This is a genomic window from Pseudodesulfovibrio karagichevae (genome assembly GCF_041414475.1).
In the GTDB taxonomy this organism is placed as follows: Bacteria; Desulfobacterota; Desulfovibrionia; order Desulfovibrionales; family Desulfovibrionaceae; genus Pseudodesulfovibrio; species Pseudodesulfovibrio karagichevae.
Map to the genome: position 1 here is coordinate 81384 of NZ_JBGLYH010000006.1, position 16631 is coordinate 98014.

Below are 16631 nucleotides of genomic sequence, written 5' to 3' on the forward strand. Positions count from 1 at the left end.
ACGGAGCCTGACGCATGTACGACGACAAGGAACTGAAAGAATATCGCGACCTGATGCAGCCGCCGGAGAAGTTCGAGGAGGGCTTCGACTGGAAGACCATCGTCGGGGCCATCTTCATCGGCTTTTTGATGATGCCCGGCTCCATGTACCTGCAGCTGGTCATCGGCCAGGGCATCGGCCCGGCCGCCCGCTGGGTGACCATCATCCTGTTCGCCGAGATCGCCAAGCGCTCCTACACCCACCTGAAGGAACAGGAGATATTCCTGCTTTACTACATGGCGGGCGCGGCCCTGGCCTCGCCGTTCCAGGGGCTGCTGTGGAACCAGTACCTGGTCCAGTCCGACGCGGCGCGCATGCTCGGCCTGACCGAATTCATCCCCCACTGGGTGGCCCCGACGCTCGGCTCGGGCTCCTACCTGGAGCGGACCTTCCTGCACCGCGACTGGCTGGTGCCGATCATGCTGCTCGTCGGCTCGCAGCTGGTCCAGCGCATCGACCACTTCGGCCTGGGCTACTCGCTCTACCGGATCACCTCGGACGTGGAGAAGCTGCCCTTCCCCATGGCCCCGGTGGGCGCGCTGGGCACCATGGCCCTGGCCGAGTCCACCGAGGACAAGAAGACCGGCTGGAAGTGGCGGGTCTTCTCCATCGGCGGGGTCATCGGGCTGGCCTTCGGCTTTTTCTACGTGCTCCTGCCCGCCCTGTCCGGGCTGCTCTTCACCGAGCCCATCCGGCTCATCCCCATCCCGTGGGTGGAGCTGACCCGGTACACCGAGAACGCCCTGCCCGCCGTGGCCACCGGCATCCAGTTCGACCTCGGCCTAGTCTTCATCGGCATGGTCCTGCCCTTCTGGGCGGTCATCGGCGGCCTGCTCGGGCTGATCGTGACCATCGTCGCCAACCCGATTCTCTACGCCCACGGCATCCTGCACCGCTGGCACCCGGGCATGGCCACCGTGGAGACGGTCTTCGCCAACAATTTCGACTTCTACATGAGTTTCGGCATCGGGCTCGGCCTGGCCATCGGCGCGGTGGGCATCTACTACGTCATCAAGTCCTTCCGGAGCTCGACCGGCGGCCTGGACTTCTCGGTCCTGTTCAACCCGCCCGAGGGGCGCGGGGACATCAACTTTTGGGTGTCCATCGGCATCTACGTCTTCTCGACCCTGTGCTACATCGGGTTCTGCCTGTGGCTGGTGCCGAGCTTCCCGTGGATCTTCTTCGTCCTCTACGGCTTCGTCTACACCCCGGTCATCTCGTACATCTCCGCGCGCATGGAGGGCGTGGCCGGACAGTTCGTGGCTCTGCCCATGGTCCGCGAGTTCTCGTTCATCGCCGGGGCCAAGTTCTTCGGCTACCACGGGCTGGAGATATGGTACGCGCCCATCCCGGTGCACAACTACGGCGAGGCCACGGTCCAGTTCCGCCAGATCGAGCTGACCGGCACCAGCCTGAAGGGCATCATCAAGGCCGAAATCCTGGTCTTTCCCATCGTCATGGTCTCGAGCCTGCTCTTCTCCCAGTTCCTCTGGCAGCTCGCGCCCATCCCCTCGCCCGAGTATCCCTTCGCCCAGCAGCTGTGGCACCTCCAGGCCCTCAACTCCCTGCTGCTCCAGACCTCCACGCTGGACGGCAACTCGCTCTTCTTCGAGGCGCTGTCCGGCCCGGTGGTCCTGTCCGGCCTGGGGCTGGGGCTGATCCTCTATTCGGTCCTCAACGTGCTCGGCCTGCCCGTGCTCCTGGTCTACGGCGTGGTCCGGGGGCTCGGCCAGTCCACGCCCCACGGCATGCTCCTGGAGGTCGTGGGTGCCCTCCTCGGCCGCTTCTATTTCCTGAAGAAGTACGGCGCCAAGTGGCGGCACTACGCCCCGGTCCTGCTGGCGGGCTTCTCCTGCGGCATGGGCTTGACCGGCATGTTCGCCATGGGCTGCACCCTGATCATGAAATCCCTGGGCAGGCTGGCCTACTAAGACCATCGCAACACACTGTCTACAATGGGCTTATCTCCATCATAAGCGCACAGGGCGGGCGGTTCCCGAAACGGTCCCGGCCCCTCCTCCGCGGGGCGCTGCCAAATCATGCGTTTATACCGTCGGCATTGAATCGGCGGACGTTTTCCTGTAACATCGCCGGGACTCCATGGCGGTGTAATGTCGCCCCTTCGACCTGTCGCCGACAGGCGCGTTACGGGCGCAAGGAGGAAACCCATCCGTGAGACACAGGGCGCTTCTTATTTCAACATCCGAAACCTTGAGCCGCGAGGCCGCAAGGGTCGCCAAGGGCCTCGGCCTGCAACTGGACATCCGCAAGGGGGGCCTGCTGACCGACGGCCACCTGTACGCCCTGGAACACCAGAGCGAATACGACGTCTTCCTCTCCCAGGGCGGGACCGCCCTGCTCATGGAGGAGACCCTGTCCAAGCCGGTCATCTCCATCACCATCTCGGTGGTGGACTACGTCCAGGCCCTGAACAAGGCCAAGAGCTACGGCCACAAGGTGGCCCTGGTCAGTTACGACTGTCCCCTGCTCAAGGAGCTCGAGAGCCTGGCCCAGCTGACCCCGGACTTCGACTTCACCGTGTTCCCCTATTCCAACAAGGACGACTTCCAGGACCAGATCGCCAAGGTCTTCTCCCTCAAGGACCACACGGTCATCGGCCTGGGCGGGTGCACCTGCGACCACGTCCGGAAGCACGGCGTGGACTACGTCATGATCGAGTCCTCCCGGGAGAACATCCGCAGCGCGCTCATGGCGGCCAAGAACATCATCGACCTGAACTACAAGGAACGACTGACCACCAGCCGGGTGACCAACATCCTGAACTATTCCAGCGAAGGCATCTTCAGCGTGGACAAGGACGGGGTCATTCCGATCATGAATTTCGCGGCCGAGAAGATCTTCAACGTCACCCAGGCGGACGTGGTCGGCAAGTCCCTGTCCTCGCCCGAGGTGCCGCAGATATTCCGCGACATTTACGGCGACGGGAGCTTCCTGGTCAACGAGACCGTGGTCAGCGGCGGAAACGCCTTCATGGTCAACCGCATCCAGCTGAGCATCAACCGGCGCATCGAGGAGACCCTGGTCACCTTCCAGTCCATCTCGGACATCCAGTCCCTGGAGCGCAAGTCGCGCAACGCCCTGCGCAACGCGGGCCTGGTGGCCAAGAAGTCCTTCTCGGACATCATCTACAGCAGCCGGGCCATGCGCGAATGCGTACTCCGGGCCCGGCAGTTCGGCTCCACGGACGCCGCCCTGCTCATCGAGGGTGAGACCGGCACGGGCAAGGAGCTCTTCGCCCAGGGCATCCACAACGTCAGCCCCCGCAGCAAGGGACCGTTCGTGGCCGTGAACTGCGCGGCCCTGCCCGAGAGCCTGCTCGAAAGCGAGCTGTTCGGCTACACCAGCGGGGCCTTCACCGGGGCGCGCAAGGGCGGCAAGGCCGGGCTCTTCGAGCTGGCCCACAACGGGACCATCTTCCTGGACGAGATCGGCGACATCTCGCCCATGATCCAGAGCCGCCTGCTGCGCGTATTGCAGGAAAAGGCCGTGCTCCGGGTCGGCGGCGACCGTATCCTGGACGTCAACACCCGCATCGTGGCCGCCACCAACAAGGACCTGCTCGGCATGGTCGAACGGGGCGAGTTCCGGGACGACCTCTACTACCGGCTCAACCTGCTCAACCTGACCATCGCCCCGCTGCGGGAGCGGCCCGACGACATCGAGACCCTGGTCTGTTTCTTCCTGGCCTCCAAGGGGGCCATGTACGGCGTGGAGTCCAAACGGCTCTCGCCCCGCACCCTGGACATGATGCGGGAGTACGACTGGCCGGGCAACGTCCGCGAGCTGGAGAACTTCATGGAGAAGCTGCTCATCCTCCAGCCCCTGGAGAGCAACCTGGACTACTCGGCCATGAAGCTGCTGGCCGAGCGCACCCGCCGGAGCCGGGGGTGTGCGGGCCTGGCCGCCGCGGACGACGCGCCGGGCATGCTGACCATCCACGTGGCCTCCCTCAAGGACATGGAGAACGAGATCTTCACCAAGATGCTGGACCGCATGGGCGGCAACCAGACCCGGGTGGCCCGCCGCCTCGGGGTCAGCCGCGTGACCGTCTGGAAGCGGCTCCAGGAGACCCAGGTCCGGCAATAGCCTCCGGGCCAACGGAATTCGGCGAAAGGAAAGGCCGGAACGATCCTGTGGGGATCGTTCCGGCCTTGGTGTCCCGTCCCGTAGGGTGGGGTAAGGGTAGTGCTCTGCGCCGGGACGGGCTCCCGGACTGGCGGTCCTCTCCGGGTATCCTGTCTGGAGTTCGGAGCGAGGTGCGGGGCCGCCCGGCCGGGGGAGTCGGTTGGGTCCGAGGTCAGTCGGACAGGGTGAATTCGTGGGCCTCCTCCTGGCCGCGCAGGACCCGGAGGGCTCCCAGGGCCAGGGCCTGGAGCTCGTCCTCGCCGGGCTCGACGAAGACCGGCCCGAGGAAGGCGATGCGCTCCCTGATCCAGCCGGTCAGCCGCTCGGAATAGGCCACCGCGCCGGTGATGACCACGCCGTCCAGGCCGCCATGGAGCACGGTGGCCAGCCCGCCGATGGTCTTGGCCGTCTGGTAGGCCATGCCCTCGTAGATCAGGGCGGCCTCGGCGTCGCCCGCGTCGATGCGCCGCTCCACCTCGATGGCGTTGTTCGTGCCCAGGTAGGCGACCAGGCCGCCCTTGCCGCGCGTGCGGCGGGTCAGGGACAGGCGGTCGAACTCGCCGGAAAAGGCGCTGTCGATGAGCTGGCGCACGGGCAGCCCGCCGGACCGCTCGGGCGAATACGGCCCCTCCTCGTCGGTGACCACGTCGATCATCCGTCCGTTCTTGAGCACGCAGGCGCTGATGCCGCCGCCCATGTGGCAGACCACGAACGAGCTCTGCTCGAACCGCTTGCCCTCGCGCTCGGCCACGCGCCGGGCCACGGCGCGCATGTTCAGCACGTGGCAGGAGGCCCGCCGCTTCATCTCGGGCAGGCCGCTCAGCCGGGCGATGTCCTCGAGCTGGTCCACGACCACGGCGTCGTAGATGAACGCCGGGATGCCCCGGGCCTGGGCGATGTCGTAGGCGAGCATGCCGCCGAGGTTGGAGGCGTGGTCGTCGATGGGCCGGTCGCGCAGGAACTCGAACATCTCGCGGTTGACCGCGTAGGCGCCCTGCTTCAGCGGGGGCAGCTTGCCGCCCCGGCCGGACACGGCGCTCAGGGTGGCCAGGTCCACGTTCCGCTCGGCCAGGCTCTTGAGGATGGCCTCGCGGCGCATGGGGAACTGCTCGGTCATGCTGTTGGTGAACTTGGCCAGCTCCTCGGCCGGATGGTCGACCTTGTGCTCGAAGCGCAGCTTGTCGTTGTCGAAGACCGCGATCTTGGTGGAGGTCGATCCCGGATTGATGGTCAGTATGACGTAGTTTTCTTGAGGCACGGATGGCTCCTGTCGCTCGTTAGTTGTCGCCGAGGGTGGCCGAGGCGGCCAGGACCAGGGGCCAGTACTTGTCCTGCGTGGCGGCGGCCCTCGAGGTCAGCACGATGGGGCCGCGCCCGCCGATGACGATGCCCGCGCTGCGGGAATGCCCGGCATAGCGCAGGGCCTTGATGAGCACGTTGGCCGCGTTGATGTCCGGGGCGGCAAGCAGGTCGGCGTCGCCCTGGATGGGGCTGTCGAACTTCTTGATCCGCGCGGACTCCGGGCTCATGGCCAGGTCGTAGGAGATGGGGCCCTCGACCACGCAGTCGCCCAGTTCCCCGGCAGCTCCGGCCTTCTTGATCTCCACGGCGTCCATGGTGGCCTGCATCTTGGGGTTGGGCACCTCGGTGGAGGCCAGCACGGCCACCTTCGGGTGGACGAAGCCCATGGCCCGCATGGTCGCCACGGCGTTGCGGATGATGCCCTTCTTCTGCTCCAGGTCGGGCGCGATGTTGATGGCCGCGTCGGTCAGGCCGAAGAGCTTGGGGTGGTCGGGCAGCTCGATGATGCTCAGGTGGGAGATGAGGTTCCCGGTGCGGAAGTCCGCCTCCTTGCTGAACAGGGCCTTGAGCATGTTCCCGGTGGGGATGTTGCCCTTCATCAGGAAATCGGCCCGGCCCGAGGCCAGGGACTGGCCAGCCTTGACGGCGGCCTCCTCGGGCGAGGCGGCGTGCACGATGGCGAAGTCCGCCGGGGACAGGCCGAGCAGTTCGAGCTGCTCGGCGATGACGTCCTTGTCGCCGAACAGGATCGGGGAGATCAGGCCGTCCTTCCGGGCGTCGCGCACGGCCTCGAGCACGTGGCTCTCGGTGGCGTTGATCACGGACACGATCCGCGCGCCCCGGCCGCTGTTGCGCACCTTGTCGGCCAGTTGTTCCAGGGTGGTGTATGACATGGATTCCTCTTGATATGGCCGGGGCCCCGCGGACGGGGCCCCGGAGAGGCGGCGCGGGCCGCCTGTTGCTATGCTTCCTCGGACAGGGACAGGGCCAGGTCCGGACAGACCATGACGCAGCTGTTGCAGCCGATGCACCGGTCCAGGTGCTTGGGCGAGGACACGACGTATCCGGCCGCGTTGAGCGTCCCCTCGAACTCGAAGACGTCCTTGGGGCAGGTTTCCTTGCAGTAGCCGCACCCCTTGCAGCGCTCTTCCACGATGGTGATCTTGAACTTCTTCTTGGCTTCTTCCATGGTCATTACCTCGTCTGGGAAGCCGCTTCGGCCAGGGCGATGCCCTTTTTGACGGCTTCGATGTTCATTTCAGCGATCTTGGGGGCGAACTTCTTGTTGGCCGCCTTGACGATGCTGTCGAAGTCCACGAACGGGTAGATCTGGTAGACCGCACCGAGGGCCACCAGGTTGGCCGACTTGGGCGCGCCCATCTCCTGGGCCGTGCTGGTGCACGGGATTCCCAGCCAGTTGTCGAAGGTCCGCTCGGTCATGATGCTCGAATCGTAGACCACGGGCACGGTCGCGTCGTCGTAGCGGTTGCCGACCACGTCGTGCAGGGCCACGATCACGTTGGGGGCGGTGACCTGCTGGAACAAGATCTCCTCCGGCGAGATGATCGCCCCGGCGGAGATGAACCCGCCGCGCTGGGCGATGCCGTAGGTCTGGGTCTGGACCACGTTCAGGTCCTGGGCGATGGCGCATTCGGCCAGGAAGGAGGCCACGAAGATGAGCCCCTGTCCGCCGGTGCCCGCCATGAGTATTTCGGAGTGTCGTGCCATGTTACTTGCCCTCCTTCTGCTGGAGCCGGTCGCGCATGACTTCATAGCTGGTGTTGAAGTCGGGGTCGTGGCGCTCCACGAACTTGCCGACCTTGAAGTAGCCCTGGGACGCGGCGTCCTCGATCTTGTCGAAGCGGGACTCGGACACGCCCTTTTCCTTGAGCCAGCGGAGCATGTCCACGGGCTGGCGCATCTTGTTGCGCGGGCCGAAGAGCGTGGTGCACGGGCTGGCCACCTCGATGAGGGAGAAGCCCTTGTTGGCGATGCCCTCCTGGATGCGTTTGGACAGGCGCGTGCCCTGGGCCACGGTCTCGCGGGCCACGTAGTTCGCGCCCGCCACCTTGGCCAGTTCGCAGACGTCCACGCTGCGCTCGGGGTTGCCGAGCACCGAGGTGCTGGTCACGGCGTCGTGGGGCGTGGTGGCCGAGGCCTGGCCGCCGGTCATGCCGTAGTTGTAGTTGTTCACCAGCACGGCGGTCAGATCCATGTTGCGGCGGGCCGCATGGAGCAGGTGGTTGCCGCCGATGGTCGTGCCGTCGCCGTCGCCCATGAGCACGACCACGGTCAGCTCGGGGTTGGCGCTCTTCACGCCCGTGGCGTAGGCCAGGGCCCGGCCGTGGGTGGTGTGCAGGGCGTTGCAGCTGAAGTAGTCGTCCGCCTTGCCCCAGCAGCCGATGCCGCTGACCATGACGATCTTGCGCGGGTCCAGCCCGAGGTTCTCGAAGGCGCAGGCGATGGCCCTGACCACGATGCCGTCGCCGCATCCCGCGCACCACATGTGCGGCAGGGAGTCGGTCTTGATATAGTCCATTCCAGTGGCGTATTTCATCGGTTCTCTCCTAGTACAGGGCCTTTTCGATGGCGTCGGGGAACATGATCGTTCCATTGTACGAATTGACCGTGCGGACCTTGGACGGGTCGCCGACGACCTTGCGGACCTCGCCGGCCATCTGGCCCTCGTAGTTCATCTCCGGGACGACCACGACGCTCGCGTTCGCGGCGGCGCGGGCCACGGCCTTCTCGGGGAAGGGCCAGACCGTCTGGAGCTGGAGCACGCCGGCCTTGACGCCGTTTTCGCGGGCCTTGGCCGCCGCCGAGCGCGCGGCGCGGGTGACCACGCCGTAGGCCACGATGAGGACGTCGCAGTCCTCCACGTCGAACTCCTTGACCATGATCACGTCGTCGAGGTTGTCCTCGAGCTTGGTGTGCAGCTGGGCCACGCGCCGGGCGGCGTTGTCCGGGGCGTTGCAGCTGTAGCCGTCCTCGCCGTGCATGGAGCTGGTGACGTGGAAGATGTAGTCGCTGCCGTAGGAGGCCAGCGGAGCCACGGCGCCGGGGGTGAAGTCGAAGGGCTTGTAGCTTTCGGGATCGCCGGTGGGCTTGACGCGGTCGACGACTTCCAGCTCGCCCGGTTCGGGCACGCGGAAGCTCTCGCGCATGTGGCCGACCACCTCGTCCGGGGCCACGACCACCTGGGTGCGGTACTTCTCGGCGATGTTGAAGGCCTTGACCGTCAGCTCGAAACACTCGGCCACGGTGGCCGGGATCAGGGCCACCACGCTCTGGTCGCCGTGGCGGCCCCAGCGCAGCTGCATCATGTCGGACTGGGCCGGGCGGGTGGCCAGGCCGGTGCTCGGGCCGGAGCGCTGGACGTTGACCACGACCAGCGGCACTTCGCCCATGGTGCCCATGCCCAGATTCTCCTGCATCAGCGAGAAGCCGGGACCGCTGGTGGCGGTGAAGGCCTTGGCGCCGGACAGGGACGCGCCGATGATGGCGCCCATGCTGGCCAGCTCGTCCTCCATCTGCATGAAGACCCCGCCGAGCTTGGGCAGCTCGCTGGCCGCGATCTGCGCGATCTCCGAGGAAGGCGTGATGGGATAGCCGGCATAGAACCGCGCCCCGGCATAGAAGGCGCCCTGGGCGATGGCGGCGTTGCCTTGGATCAATTTGGCTGTACTCATTCTATAAACTCCTCAATATATTACATTAAGCCGAACATCTTCCAGAACGGAACACTGACCAGGAACCCGATGGTGCTGATCACCGTGAAGGCCATGCAGAACTTGGCCATGGGCCAGTGGTCCGACATTTCGCCGTGCGTGGTGAACTGGGCGCACAGGTAGATCGTGTTCATGTACTTGAAGAAGAAGACGTTGGCGGCCGTGAAGGCGATGAAGATGACGATCCACGGGTTGATGCCCGCGGCCAGGACCGAGGGCATCATGACGATGGCCACGATGATCGAGCCGGACGTCATGTTGGTGATCAGGAAGCGGATCAGAACGATGACCACCACGATGGAGACGATCATGACCGGGGTCGAGCTCATGACGAAGCCCATGATCGGCTTGAGCACTCCGGTCAGCCAGACGTCGATGTGCAGGGCCTTGACGACCTTGGCCATGTTGAAGACGCAGCCGATGAGGAAGATGGCCGGCCATTCGATGCGGGTCTTGAAGTCCTCCTTGGTCATGGTCTTCACGCCGAGCAGGATGCACATGGCCATGACCGCGATGACCGCGCCCGAGATGTGGTGCATGAAGCTGGTCATCCAGCCGACCAGCGCGGCCAGGATGACGGCCAGGACGATCTTCTCGTCGCGGGACATGGGCCCGATCTTGTCGAGCTCCTTGCGGCCGTACCCCTTGGGCAGGGCCAGCTTCTCCTTGGGCGCGTAGGCCCAGAAGATGTACAGGGCCAGGCCGGTGAAGGCGACCACGCCCCAGGGCAGGGCCCACAGGAGCCAGTCGAACCAGGACACGTTCTTGTACTGTTCGGGCAGGATGGATATCAGCATGTAATGGCTGAACGAGCCGGACAGGAAGATGTGGCCCATGAGCACGAACCCGGTGTAGCAGGCCGCGAGCAGGCCCGAGGCGGCGGGGCTCTTGCGCTCCGCGCCCAGGGAATCGCTGATGGCCAGGGCCAGGGGGGCGGACAGGGCGGACTTGGCGTTCATGCTCGGCACCAGCGGGCTGATGATCGTGCCCGCGCCCATGAGCCCCAGGACCTGGCCGCGGAACGTGGCCGGGAACAGGGTCAGGACGTACAGCGAGATGCGCCGCAACAGGCCGGTCCGTCCGGCCACCGCACCCAGCGCGAAGGCGCCGACCATCATCCACCAGCCCGTGCCCGCGAAGGTCGAGAAGGCCACGTCGAACTTGACGCTATGGGTCGCCGCCCACAAGGTACACATCAGGATGCCGGTGACGTACTCCGGCACGATCTGGCATATCCACCAACCCACGGCGAAGACGAGCACGCCGATGGCGCGCATGGCCTCGGGGGTCAGGCCATCAGGCGGGGTCATCAGGGCGATGGCCACCCCGGCGAAGATGGAAAGAACGGCGACGCCATACCTGAGATAAGCAATCCAGCCGTCGCCGGAACTCTGTTTACACTCCATGCTGCACCTCCTACAATGCAAGAGAGCGGTCCATTGAACCCGAATTGGAGCCGCCGTTTGCCGATCGGGCCGACGGCGGCAAGCAGACCATTACCCTTAATACTTCCGTACGGGCGTCCGACTCGGGTTCAGGGCAGACCGGGCGTCCTCGTGAAGCATTCCCCAAATAGCAACCACCGTGCCACAAAACAGGCCGGCAAAGCGTCTGCTAACACACTGTAATACTGTAGATTTTTTAAGCGGATTTCCGCCGATCTCCATACCGTCCGAACAGGCCGTAAAGATACTTAGCACTGTTCATTTTCTTAACTGCCGCCCTTTCGTACGGTTGTCTGGAGCGAGGGGTGGGCCAGTGTGTGCGCAAAGGGCCCGGGCGGCCATTCCGACCCACTGCCTCTGGAATTGGCATCGCCCCTAAGGGCCGGTCGCGGACGCGAGGGAAGGGCCGTGTCCGTCTTTCCGCGCTCCGGGTTTTCCCTTTGGAAAAGCGGCCGCCACGCCCGGTCTCCCCGCCTCCGAAAAAAAAGCCGGAACGAGGGTCGTTCCGGCTTGAGGGGGTGCCCTCCGTCATGATCGTGAGGGAGGAATGGCTTCGGGGTCATGGCCGGGGCGGTCCGTAGGCCTCGGCCAGAAGCTGGGCGGTGTGCACGACGCGGACGTCCGACCCGTGGCGGGCCAGGCCGTCGGCTATGTGCATCATGCAGGCCGGGCAGCCCATGGCCACGGTGGAGGCCCCGGAGGCGATGATGTTGCGGATCTTGTCGTCGTTGATCCGCCGGGAGAGGTCGTAGTTTTCCGCGCTGAAGGTGCCGCCGCAGCCGCAGCATGCCCCGGCGTCGCGCATCTCGACCAGTTCGGTGCCGGGCAGTTCGGCCAGCAGCCCGCGGGGCTCGGCCTTGGCCTTCATGCTCCGGACCATGTGGCAGGAGTCGTGGTAGGTCACGGTCCGCTCGCGGGCGAGCATGTTCCGGTGCAGGCCGGTTTGGGCCAGGAACCGGGAGAAGTCGACGACCTTGCCCCGGAACCCTTCCCAGGTCGCGCGGGCCTCGTCGGACAGGGGCAGGAGTTCGTAGCGCTCCTTCAGGGCCGAGCCGCAGGTGGGACAGGCGGTGATGATCGCGTCGTACTCCCGCGAGCCCAGGGCCGCGATGGTCCGCTCGGCCAGAAGCGTGGCGGTCTCGAAGTCGCCGTTGACCAGCATGGGCGTGCCACAGCAGCCCATGTCGTCGGGCATGGACACCCTCACGTTGTTGGCGCGCAGGGTCCGGACCACGGCGGCCCCGGCCTCGGGATAGATGTAGCTGAGCATGCAGCCCGGGAAGAAGGCCACGTGCGCCCGGGGGTGCTTGAGGTCGTCCTTGCGCGAGACCAGGCTGCGCAGGGGCCGGACGCCGAGCCTGGGGACCACCCGGCGGACGTCGAGCCCGGCGGCCGGGATGGGCAGGCGGGCCTCCACGCCGAGGCCGTGCCCGGCGTCGCGGAACAGGGCCATCTGGAACAGGCCGCCCGCGCGCATGGCCAGGTCGAAGAGGCGACGGTAGGTCCGCCCGGTGAAGGCCAGCCGCTTGAGCCGGGGCAGGGGGACCTCGGTCCCGAGCTCGTGCCGGAGCAGGATGAACAGGTCCGTGGTCTTCACGCCCGAGGGACACCGCTCGGAGCAGGCGTCGCAGAGCAGGCAGAGATTGACCAGGCGGGACAGCTCCCTGCCCGCGTCCAGGCGGGACTCGCCCAGGGCGCGGATGAACTGCAGCTTGCCGCGCGCGCTGGTGGCCTCGCTGTGCAGTCGCGTGGCCACGGGACAGACGACCAGGCAGGAACCGCAGCGGGTGCATTTGGCCGCGCGGGCCTTGAGTTCTTCGGGCAGGCTAGTCATGGTCCGACTCCCCGAAGATGCAGCCGGGGTTCATGATCAGGTTGGGGTCCAGGGCCTTCTTGACGGCCCACATGGCGTCTACCTGGGCCCGGCCCAGCTGTTTGACCAGGTACGGGGCCTTTTCCCGGCCCACGCCATGCTCGGCGGACACGGTCCCGCCGATGGAGATGATGTATTCGTGGAACTCGGTCCGGGCCTGGGCGGCCAGGGCCTTCTGCTCGTCGTTGTCGAAGAAGAAGTGCGGGTGCACGTTGCCGTCCCCGGCGTGCCCCTGGCAGCCGACCTTGAGGCCGTACTTCTCGCCCAGGCCGTGCAGGGTCCTGACCACGTCGGCCAGCCGGTCGATGGGGGCCGCCGGATCGCCGCCCAACCGTCCCTTGGCCACCCGGGCCAGGGCCGGGAGCGCGGCGCGGCGGGCCAGCCAGATGGCCTCGGCCTCCTCCTCGTTGGCGGCGGCCCGGAACTGGATCATGCCCAGCTCGGAACAGATGGACCGGACCTTGCCGATCTTGGCCGGGATGGTCACGGCCTCGCCGTCCAGCTCGATGAGCAGCATGGCTGCCGCGTCCTTGGGCAGCCCGGCCTGGGTGTGCGCCTCCACGGCCTCGATGAAGGTCTTTTCCATGAACTCCATGACCGACGGGACCACCCCGCCATGCATGATGCGCACCACCGCCGTGGCCGCGTTCTCCAGGTCGTCGAATGCCACCAGCAGCGCGGTCTTGGCCTCGGGCTGGGGGATGAGCTTGAGCACGGCCTTGGTGACCACGCCCAGGGTGCCCTCGGCCCCGGTGAACAGCTGGGTCAGATTGTACCCGGTCACGTCCTTGATGCACTTGCCGCCGGTGTGGATGATCTCGCCGCTGGGCAGGACCACCTCCAGGCCGGACACGTAGCTCTTGGTCGTGCCGTACTTGACGCATTGCAGCCCCCCGGCGTCGGTGGACACGTTGCCGCCGATGGAGGTGAAGGTGAAGCTGGCCGGGTCGGGCGGGTAGAACAGCCCGTGCTTGGCTGCCTCGGCCTTGATGTCCGAGGTGATGGCCCCGGCCTCGGCCGTGCAGGTCATGCTCCCGGGGTCGACCACGATCTCGTTCATGGCCTGCATACAGATGACGATGGAATCGTCCTGCTCGGGGATGACGTTGACGCTCAGGCCCGACCCCTGCCCGCGAACCAAAACCGGCAATCGGTTTTCGTTGGCGAACCGGACCACGCCGGAGACCTGCTCCGTGGTTTCCGGGATGACCGCCGCGGCGGGCAGCACGGCCGACGGGGCCGCCCCTCCCGCGTTGTAGGTGTAGCCGATGAGGTCTTCCTTGCCGGTGAGAATATTGTCCGGGCCGACCAGCTTGGTCAGGGCGCCCACAAGAATATCGTGATCCATAACCGCCTCCTGTTCAGTCATGTTGGCCCCGGCTCGGCGCGTCCGCCCGGCGTGAGGCCCACGTCCGAAGACGTGGCGGGCCGCCCCGGAACCACGGCGCTGTCGCCGTTTCCCCGGAGGGCCTTGCCGCCGGTCAAATCCCCCTCCCGCAACGAGTGGGGCGCTGACGTGCTCCGACGGGGTGTCCCGTCCGGATTCGATCCGGGCCGGGTACCGCTCCATTGGAAATCACGGCCATATGAGCAAGTCCCATGCCGGGCGCAGCGGCCGGACGCTCCTTCGCCAACAAGCCGGAATGGAAAGGAAATCCGGTTCGCGGCATTTGCGAACACGGCTTTCTCATCTGAAAATGCGTTCATATTATTAACGGTGTTTCGATTGTGAGCCGCCCGATCCGGGGCGAAGGGACGGGGGGACGCGGCCCCGGAAAATCGGCCCCGGAAACGGGCGGGCATCACACGACAACTTGACGCCATTTTGCAAAGGGGTCTTGTCCTTTTCCTTGCGAGCGGGTAATTTATGCCCGGCATAACGGTACAAGGAACCCAATACGGAGAACAGAATGCCCGAGACCAAGACGACCGCCCTGGTGCTGGCCGCAGGAAAGGGGACGCGGATGCGTTCGCCCAAAGCCAAGGTGTTGCAGACCCTGCTGAACGAGCCCATGCTCTTCTATGTATACGAGGCCCTCGCGCCCATCGTGCGGGACAACGTCCTGACCGTGGTGGGCCACGACGCCGACAACGTGGCCAAGGCCTTCCCGGCCATGGCCGACCGCTTCGTCATGCAGGCCGAGCAGCTCGGCACCGGGCACGCCCTGCAGGTGGCCTGGGAGGCCGTGGAAAAATCCGGGGCCACCCACTGCCTGGTCATCAACGGCGACACCCCGCTGGTCACGGTGGAGGCCCTGGACCGGCTGATGGCCGCCCAGGGGTGCTGCGACCTGGCCTTCATGACCATCACCCCGCGCGACACCGGTGCCTTCGGCCGGGTGGTCCGCGACAGGGAGCGCAGGATCAAGGCCATCGTCGAGGCCAAGGACTACGATTTTTCCCTGCACGGCCCGGTCACCGGCGAGGTCAACGCGGGCATCTACCTGCTCAAGGTCGCGGCCCTCGGTCCGCTCCTGGAAAAACTGGAGAACGCCAACAAGTCCGGCGAGTACTACATCACCGACCTGGTCGAACTGGCCGTGGAGGAGGGATTGTCCGTGGACGGCGTCCAGGCGGGCAACGACATCTCCCTCATGGGCATCAACTCCCCTCGCGAACTGATCGCGGCGGAAAGTACCCTGCGGGCGCGCATCGTCGACGAGCTCATCGATTCCGGCGTGCTCATCCACAACCCCGGCACCGTGATCATCGGCCCCAGGGTCGTGGTCGAGCCCGGCGCCGAAATCTTCGGCCACTGCGAGCTCTACGGCGCGTCCAGGGTGGCCGCCGGGGCCAGGCTCGGCTCGTACAACCACATCACCGACGCGACTTTCGCGCCAGGGTGCGTTGTCCGCGAGTTCAACCACATCGAGGGGGCCGAGGTGGGCGAAGGCGTGACCGTGGGCCCCTATTCACGGCTGCGGCCCGGCGCCAGGCTCGAGAAGAACGCGCGCGTCGGCAATTTCGTGGAGATGAAGAAGGCGGTGCTGGGCGAAGGCGCCAAGGCCGGCCACCTGACCTACCTGGGCGACGCCGAGGTGGGGGCCGGGGCCAACATCGGGGCCGGGACCATCACCTGCAACTACGACGGGAAAAACAAGTTTTTGACCAGGATCGGCGCGGGCGCGTTCATCGGCTCGAACACCGCCCTGGTCGCTCCGGTGAGCGTGGGCGACAACGCCCTGATCGGAGCGGGGTCCACCATCACCAAGGACGTGCCGGACAACCAGACCGGCATCGCCAGGGGCAAGCAGGTCAACCTGAACCGGAGCCTGAAAAGAAACTAGCGTGACGGTGGAAAACCCTTTGAATAACTGTGGAAAGAAATCTTGCCTTGGACCCGAAAAAAGCATAGAAAAAAGATATGGAATTAGTTGCCAAGCTTGAAGAGCGTTTCAATGGATTATTGAATAAAATTGCGGAACTGAAAGAAGAAAATCAGCGCTTGAAGGAGGAGGCCGAGGCCGAGAGGCGTCTGCGTACCGACATCGAATCGCGTATCGACACCCTGCTTGGGAAGATAGAAAACGAGCTGGAATGATAGTGAGTTACGATGCCTCGATACACGCTGACCCTGATGGGACTCGAGATATCCTTCAAGACGGATGCGGACAATGTCCGCATCGAGGCCGCGCAGGCGTTTATCGAGAACAAGCACAAGGAGCTTGTTGCCGGGGCCGGTGACATCAGCAAGGAGAAGCTGCTCACCTACCTGCTCCTGAGCCTGGCGGACGATTATCTGGTCGCCCAGGATAAGCTGAAGCGACTGGAAGGGAAGATCGGAGAGATTTTGGAAAAGACCTCTACGGACCCGGGCCGATAACTGGGCGGGGCCGAGGTCGGCAAGGAATTACCCTGGGGCGTGCGTGATTGCCCGGAGTGTTATTGAGCCAATGCTCTGATAAAGGGCGACGACTCCAGCGTGCTGGTGAGCAGGCCCGGTCCGACCGGGAAGCCTGAAGGCCCGCGAGTCATGCCCACCTGGACATACCAGGTTCAAAACATACAGGCAACACGGCTTCCCGGGGATTTAAACCTCCGCCTGACCGGCCAAGACCGGCGTTTTCAGGCGGCGATATAAACCCTACAGCCATA

Annotated in this window: 14 protein-coding genes and 1 other RNA gene; 6 read left to right on the top strand and 9 right to left on the bottom strand. The window is 65.5% G+C overall.

All coding sequences use genetic code 11. The features are described from left to right. Positions 1-14 precede the first annotated feature (14 nt). On the top strand, positions 15-1970 hold the full coding sequence (locus AB6M95_RS03935) for an OPT family oligopeptide transporter (RefSeq protein WP_371385430.1): 1956 nt from the start codon (positions 15-17) through the stop codon (positions 1968-1970). A 280-nt stretch (positions 1971-2250) separates the two neighbouring features. Then, positions 2251-4146 carry a sigma 54-interacting transcriptional regulator gene (locus tag AB6M95_RS03940; protein WP_371385431.1) on the top strand — a complete coding sequence of 632 codons (1896 nt, stop codon included), beginning with the start codon at positions 2251-2253 and terminating at the stop codon, positions 4144-4146. Positions 4147-4357: 211 nt separating this feature from the next. On the opposite strand, the gene buk is transcribed toward AB6M95_RS03940, so the two are convergent. From buk to AB6M95_RS03985, 9 genes are all read right to left on the bottom strand, one after another. Then, on the bottom strand, positions 4358-5443 hold the full coding sequence (gene buk, locus AB6M95_RS03945) for a butyrate kinase (RefSeq protein WP_371385432.1): 1086 nt from the start codon (positions 5441-5443) through the stop codon (positions 4358-4360). 19 nt (positions 5444-5462) lie between these two features. Continuing rightward, the gene (locus AB6M95_RS03950) at positions 5463-6380 is read right to left on the bottom strand and encodes a phosphate acyltransferase (RefSeq protein ID WP_371385433.1); all 918 of its coding nucleotides are present in this window, start codon (positions 6378-6380) and stop codon (positions 5463-5465) included. 68 nt (positions 6381-6448) lie between these two features. Continuing rightward, the gene (locus tag AB6M95_RS03955; protein WP_371385434.1) at positions 6449-6682 is read right to left on the bottom strand and encodes a 4Fe-4S dicluster domain-containing protein; all 234 of its coding nucleotides are present in this window, start codon (positions 6680-6682) and stop codon (positions 6449-6451) included. After that, a complete protein-coding gene (locus AB6M95_RS03960) occupies positions 6682-7215 on the bottom strand; it encodes a 2-oxoacid:ferredoxin oxidoreductase subunit gamma family protein (protein ID WP_371385435.1) in 534 nt (177 codons plus the stop codon). Before AB6M95_RS03960 ends, AB6M95_RS03955 begins: the two co-directional genes overlap by 1 nt. Before the next feature lies 1 nt (position 7216). After that, positions 7217-8044 (bottom strand): thiamine pyrophosphate-dependent enzyme, encoded by an 828-nt coding sequence (locus AB6M95_RS03965; protein WP_371385436.1) that lies wholly within the window; start codon positions 8042-8044, stop codon positions 7217-7219. Between the two features lie 10 nt (positions 8045-8054). Continuing rightward, complete coding sequence (locus AB6M95_RS03970) at positions 8055-9179, bottom strand: 2-oxoacid:acceptor oxidoreductase subunit alpha (RefSeq protein ID WP_371385437.1); 1125 nt, start codon at positions 9177-9179, stop codon at positions 8055-8057. 20 nt (positions 9180-9199) lie between these two features. Further along, positions 9200-10624, bottom strand: a complete 1425-nt coding sequence (locus AB6M95_RS03975; RefSeq protein ID WP_371385438.1) for an SLC13 family permease — start codon at positions 10622-10624, stop codon at positions 9200-9202. Positions 10625-11222: 598 nt separating this feature from the next. Beyond that, positions 11223-12497, bottom strand: a complete 1275-nt coding sequence (locus AB6M95_RS03980; RefSeq protein WP_371385439.1) for a (Fe-S)-binding protein — start codon at positions 12495-12497, stop codon at positions 11223-11225. Continuing rightward, on the bottom strand, positions 12490-13884 hold the full coding sequence (locus AB6M95_RS03985) for an FAD-binding oxidoreductase (RefSeq protein WP_371385440.1): 1395 nt from the start codon (positions 13882-13884) through the stop codon (positions 12490-12492). The genes AB6M95_RS03980 and AB6M95_RS03985 overlap by 8 nt, the downstream gene beginning before the upstream one ends. A 562-nt stretch (positions 13885-14446) precedes the next feature. Between AB6M95_RS03985 and glmU the strand changes: the two genes are divergently transcribed. The 4 genes from glmU (at position 14447) to ssrS (ending at position 16569) form a co-directional block, all read left to right on the top strand. After that, positions 14447-15823 (top strand): bifunctional UDP-N-acetylglucosamine diphosphorylase/glucosamine-1-phosphate N-acetyltransferase GlmU, encoded by a 1377-nt coding sequence (gene glmU, locus AB6M95_RS03990; RefSeq protein WP_371385441.1) that lies wholly within the window; start codon positions 14447-14449, stop codon positions 15821-15823. 77 nt (positions 15824-15900) lie between these two features. Further along, positions 15901-16077, top strand: a complete 177-nt coding sequence (locus AB6M95_RS03995) for a hypothetical protein (RefSeq protein WP_371385442.1) — start codon at positions 15901-15903, stop codon at positions 16075-16077. Positions 16078-16089: 12 nt separating this feature from the next. Beyond that, positions 16090-16359 carry a cell division protein ZapA gene (gene zapA / locus AB6M95_RS04000; protein ID WP_371385443.1) on the top strand — a complete coding sequence of 90 codons (270 nt, stop codon included), beginning with the start codon at positions 16090-16092 and terminating at the stop codon, positions 16357-16359. A 26-nt stretch (positions 16360-16385) separates the two neighbouring features. After that, a non-coding RNA gene (gene ssrS, locus AB6M95_RS04005) (6S RNA) lies at positions 16386-16569 on the top strand. Positions 16570-16631: the final 62 nt, after the last annotated feature.

What these genes read in the sequence shown, in the direction of transcription:
- glmU (WP_371385441.1), top strand. Translation starts at nt 14,447, where the DNA reads ATGCCCGAGACCAAGACGACCGCCCTGGTGCTGGCCGCAGGAAAGGGG.
- AB6M95_RS03985 (WP_371385440.1), bottom strand. Translation starts at nt 13,884, where the DNA reads ATGGATCACGATATTCTTGTGGGCGCCCTGACCAAGCTGGTCGGCCCG.
- AB6M95_RS03955 (WP_371385434.1), bottom strand. Translation starts at nt 6,682, where the DNA reads ATGACCATGGAAGAAGCCAAGAAGAAGTTCAAGATCACCATCGTGGAA.
- AB6M95_RS03960 (WP_371385435.1), bottom strand. Translation starts at nt 7,215, where the DNA reads ATGGCACGACACTCCGAAATACTCATGGCGGGCACCGGCGGACAGGGG.
- AB6M95_RS03950 (WP_371385433.1), bottom strand. Translation starts at nt 6,380, where the DNA reads ATGTCATACACCACCCTGGAACAACTGGCCGACAAGGTGCGCAACAGC.
- zapA (WP_371385443.1), top strand. Translation starts at nt 16,090, where the DNA reads ATGCCTCGATACACGCTGACCCTGATGGGACTCGAGATATCCTTCAAG.
- AB6M95_RS03935 (WP_371385430.1), top strand. Translation starts at nt 15, where the DNA reads ATGTACGACGACAAGGAACTGAAAGAATATCGCGACCTGATGCAGCCG.
- AB6M95_RS03965 (WP_371385436.1), bottom strand. Translation starts at nt 8,044, where the DNA reads ATGAAATACGCCACTGGAATGGACTATATCAAGACCGACTCCCTGCCG.
- AB6M95_RS03995 (WP_371385442.1), top strand. Translation starts at nt 15,901, where the DNA reads ATGGAATTAGTTGCCAAGCTTGAAGAGCGTTTCAATGGATTATTGAAT.
- AB6M95_RS03975 (WP_371385438.1), bottom strand. Translation starts at nt 10,624, where the DNA reads ATGGAGTGTAAACAGAGTTCCGGCGACGGCTGGATTGCTTATCTCAGG.
- AB6M95_RS03970 (WP_371385437.1), bottom strand. Translation starts at nt 9,179, where the DNA reads ATGAGTACAGCCAAATTGATCCAAGGCAACGCCGCCATCGCCCAGGGC.
- AB6M95_RS03980 (WP_371385439.1), bottom strand. Translation starts at nt 12,497, where the DNA reads ATGACTAGCCTGCCCGAAGAACTCAAGGCCCGCGCGGCCAAATGCACC.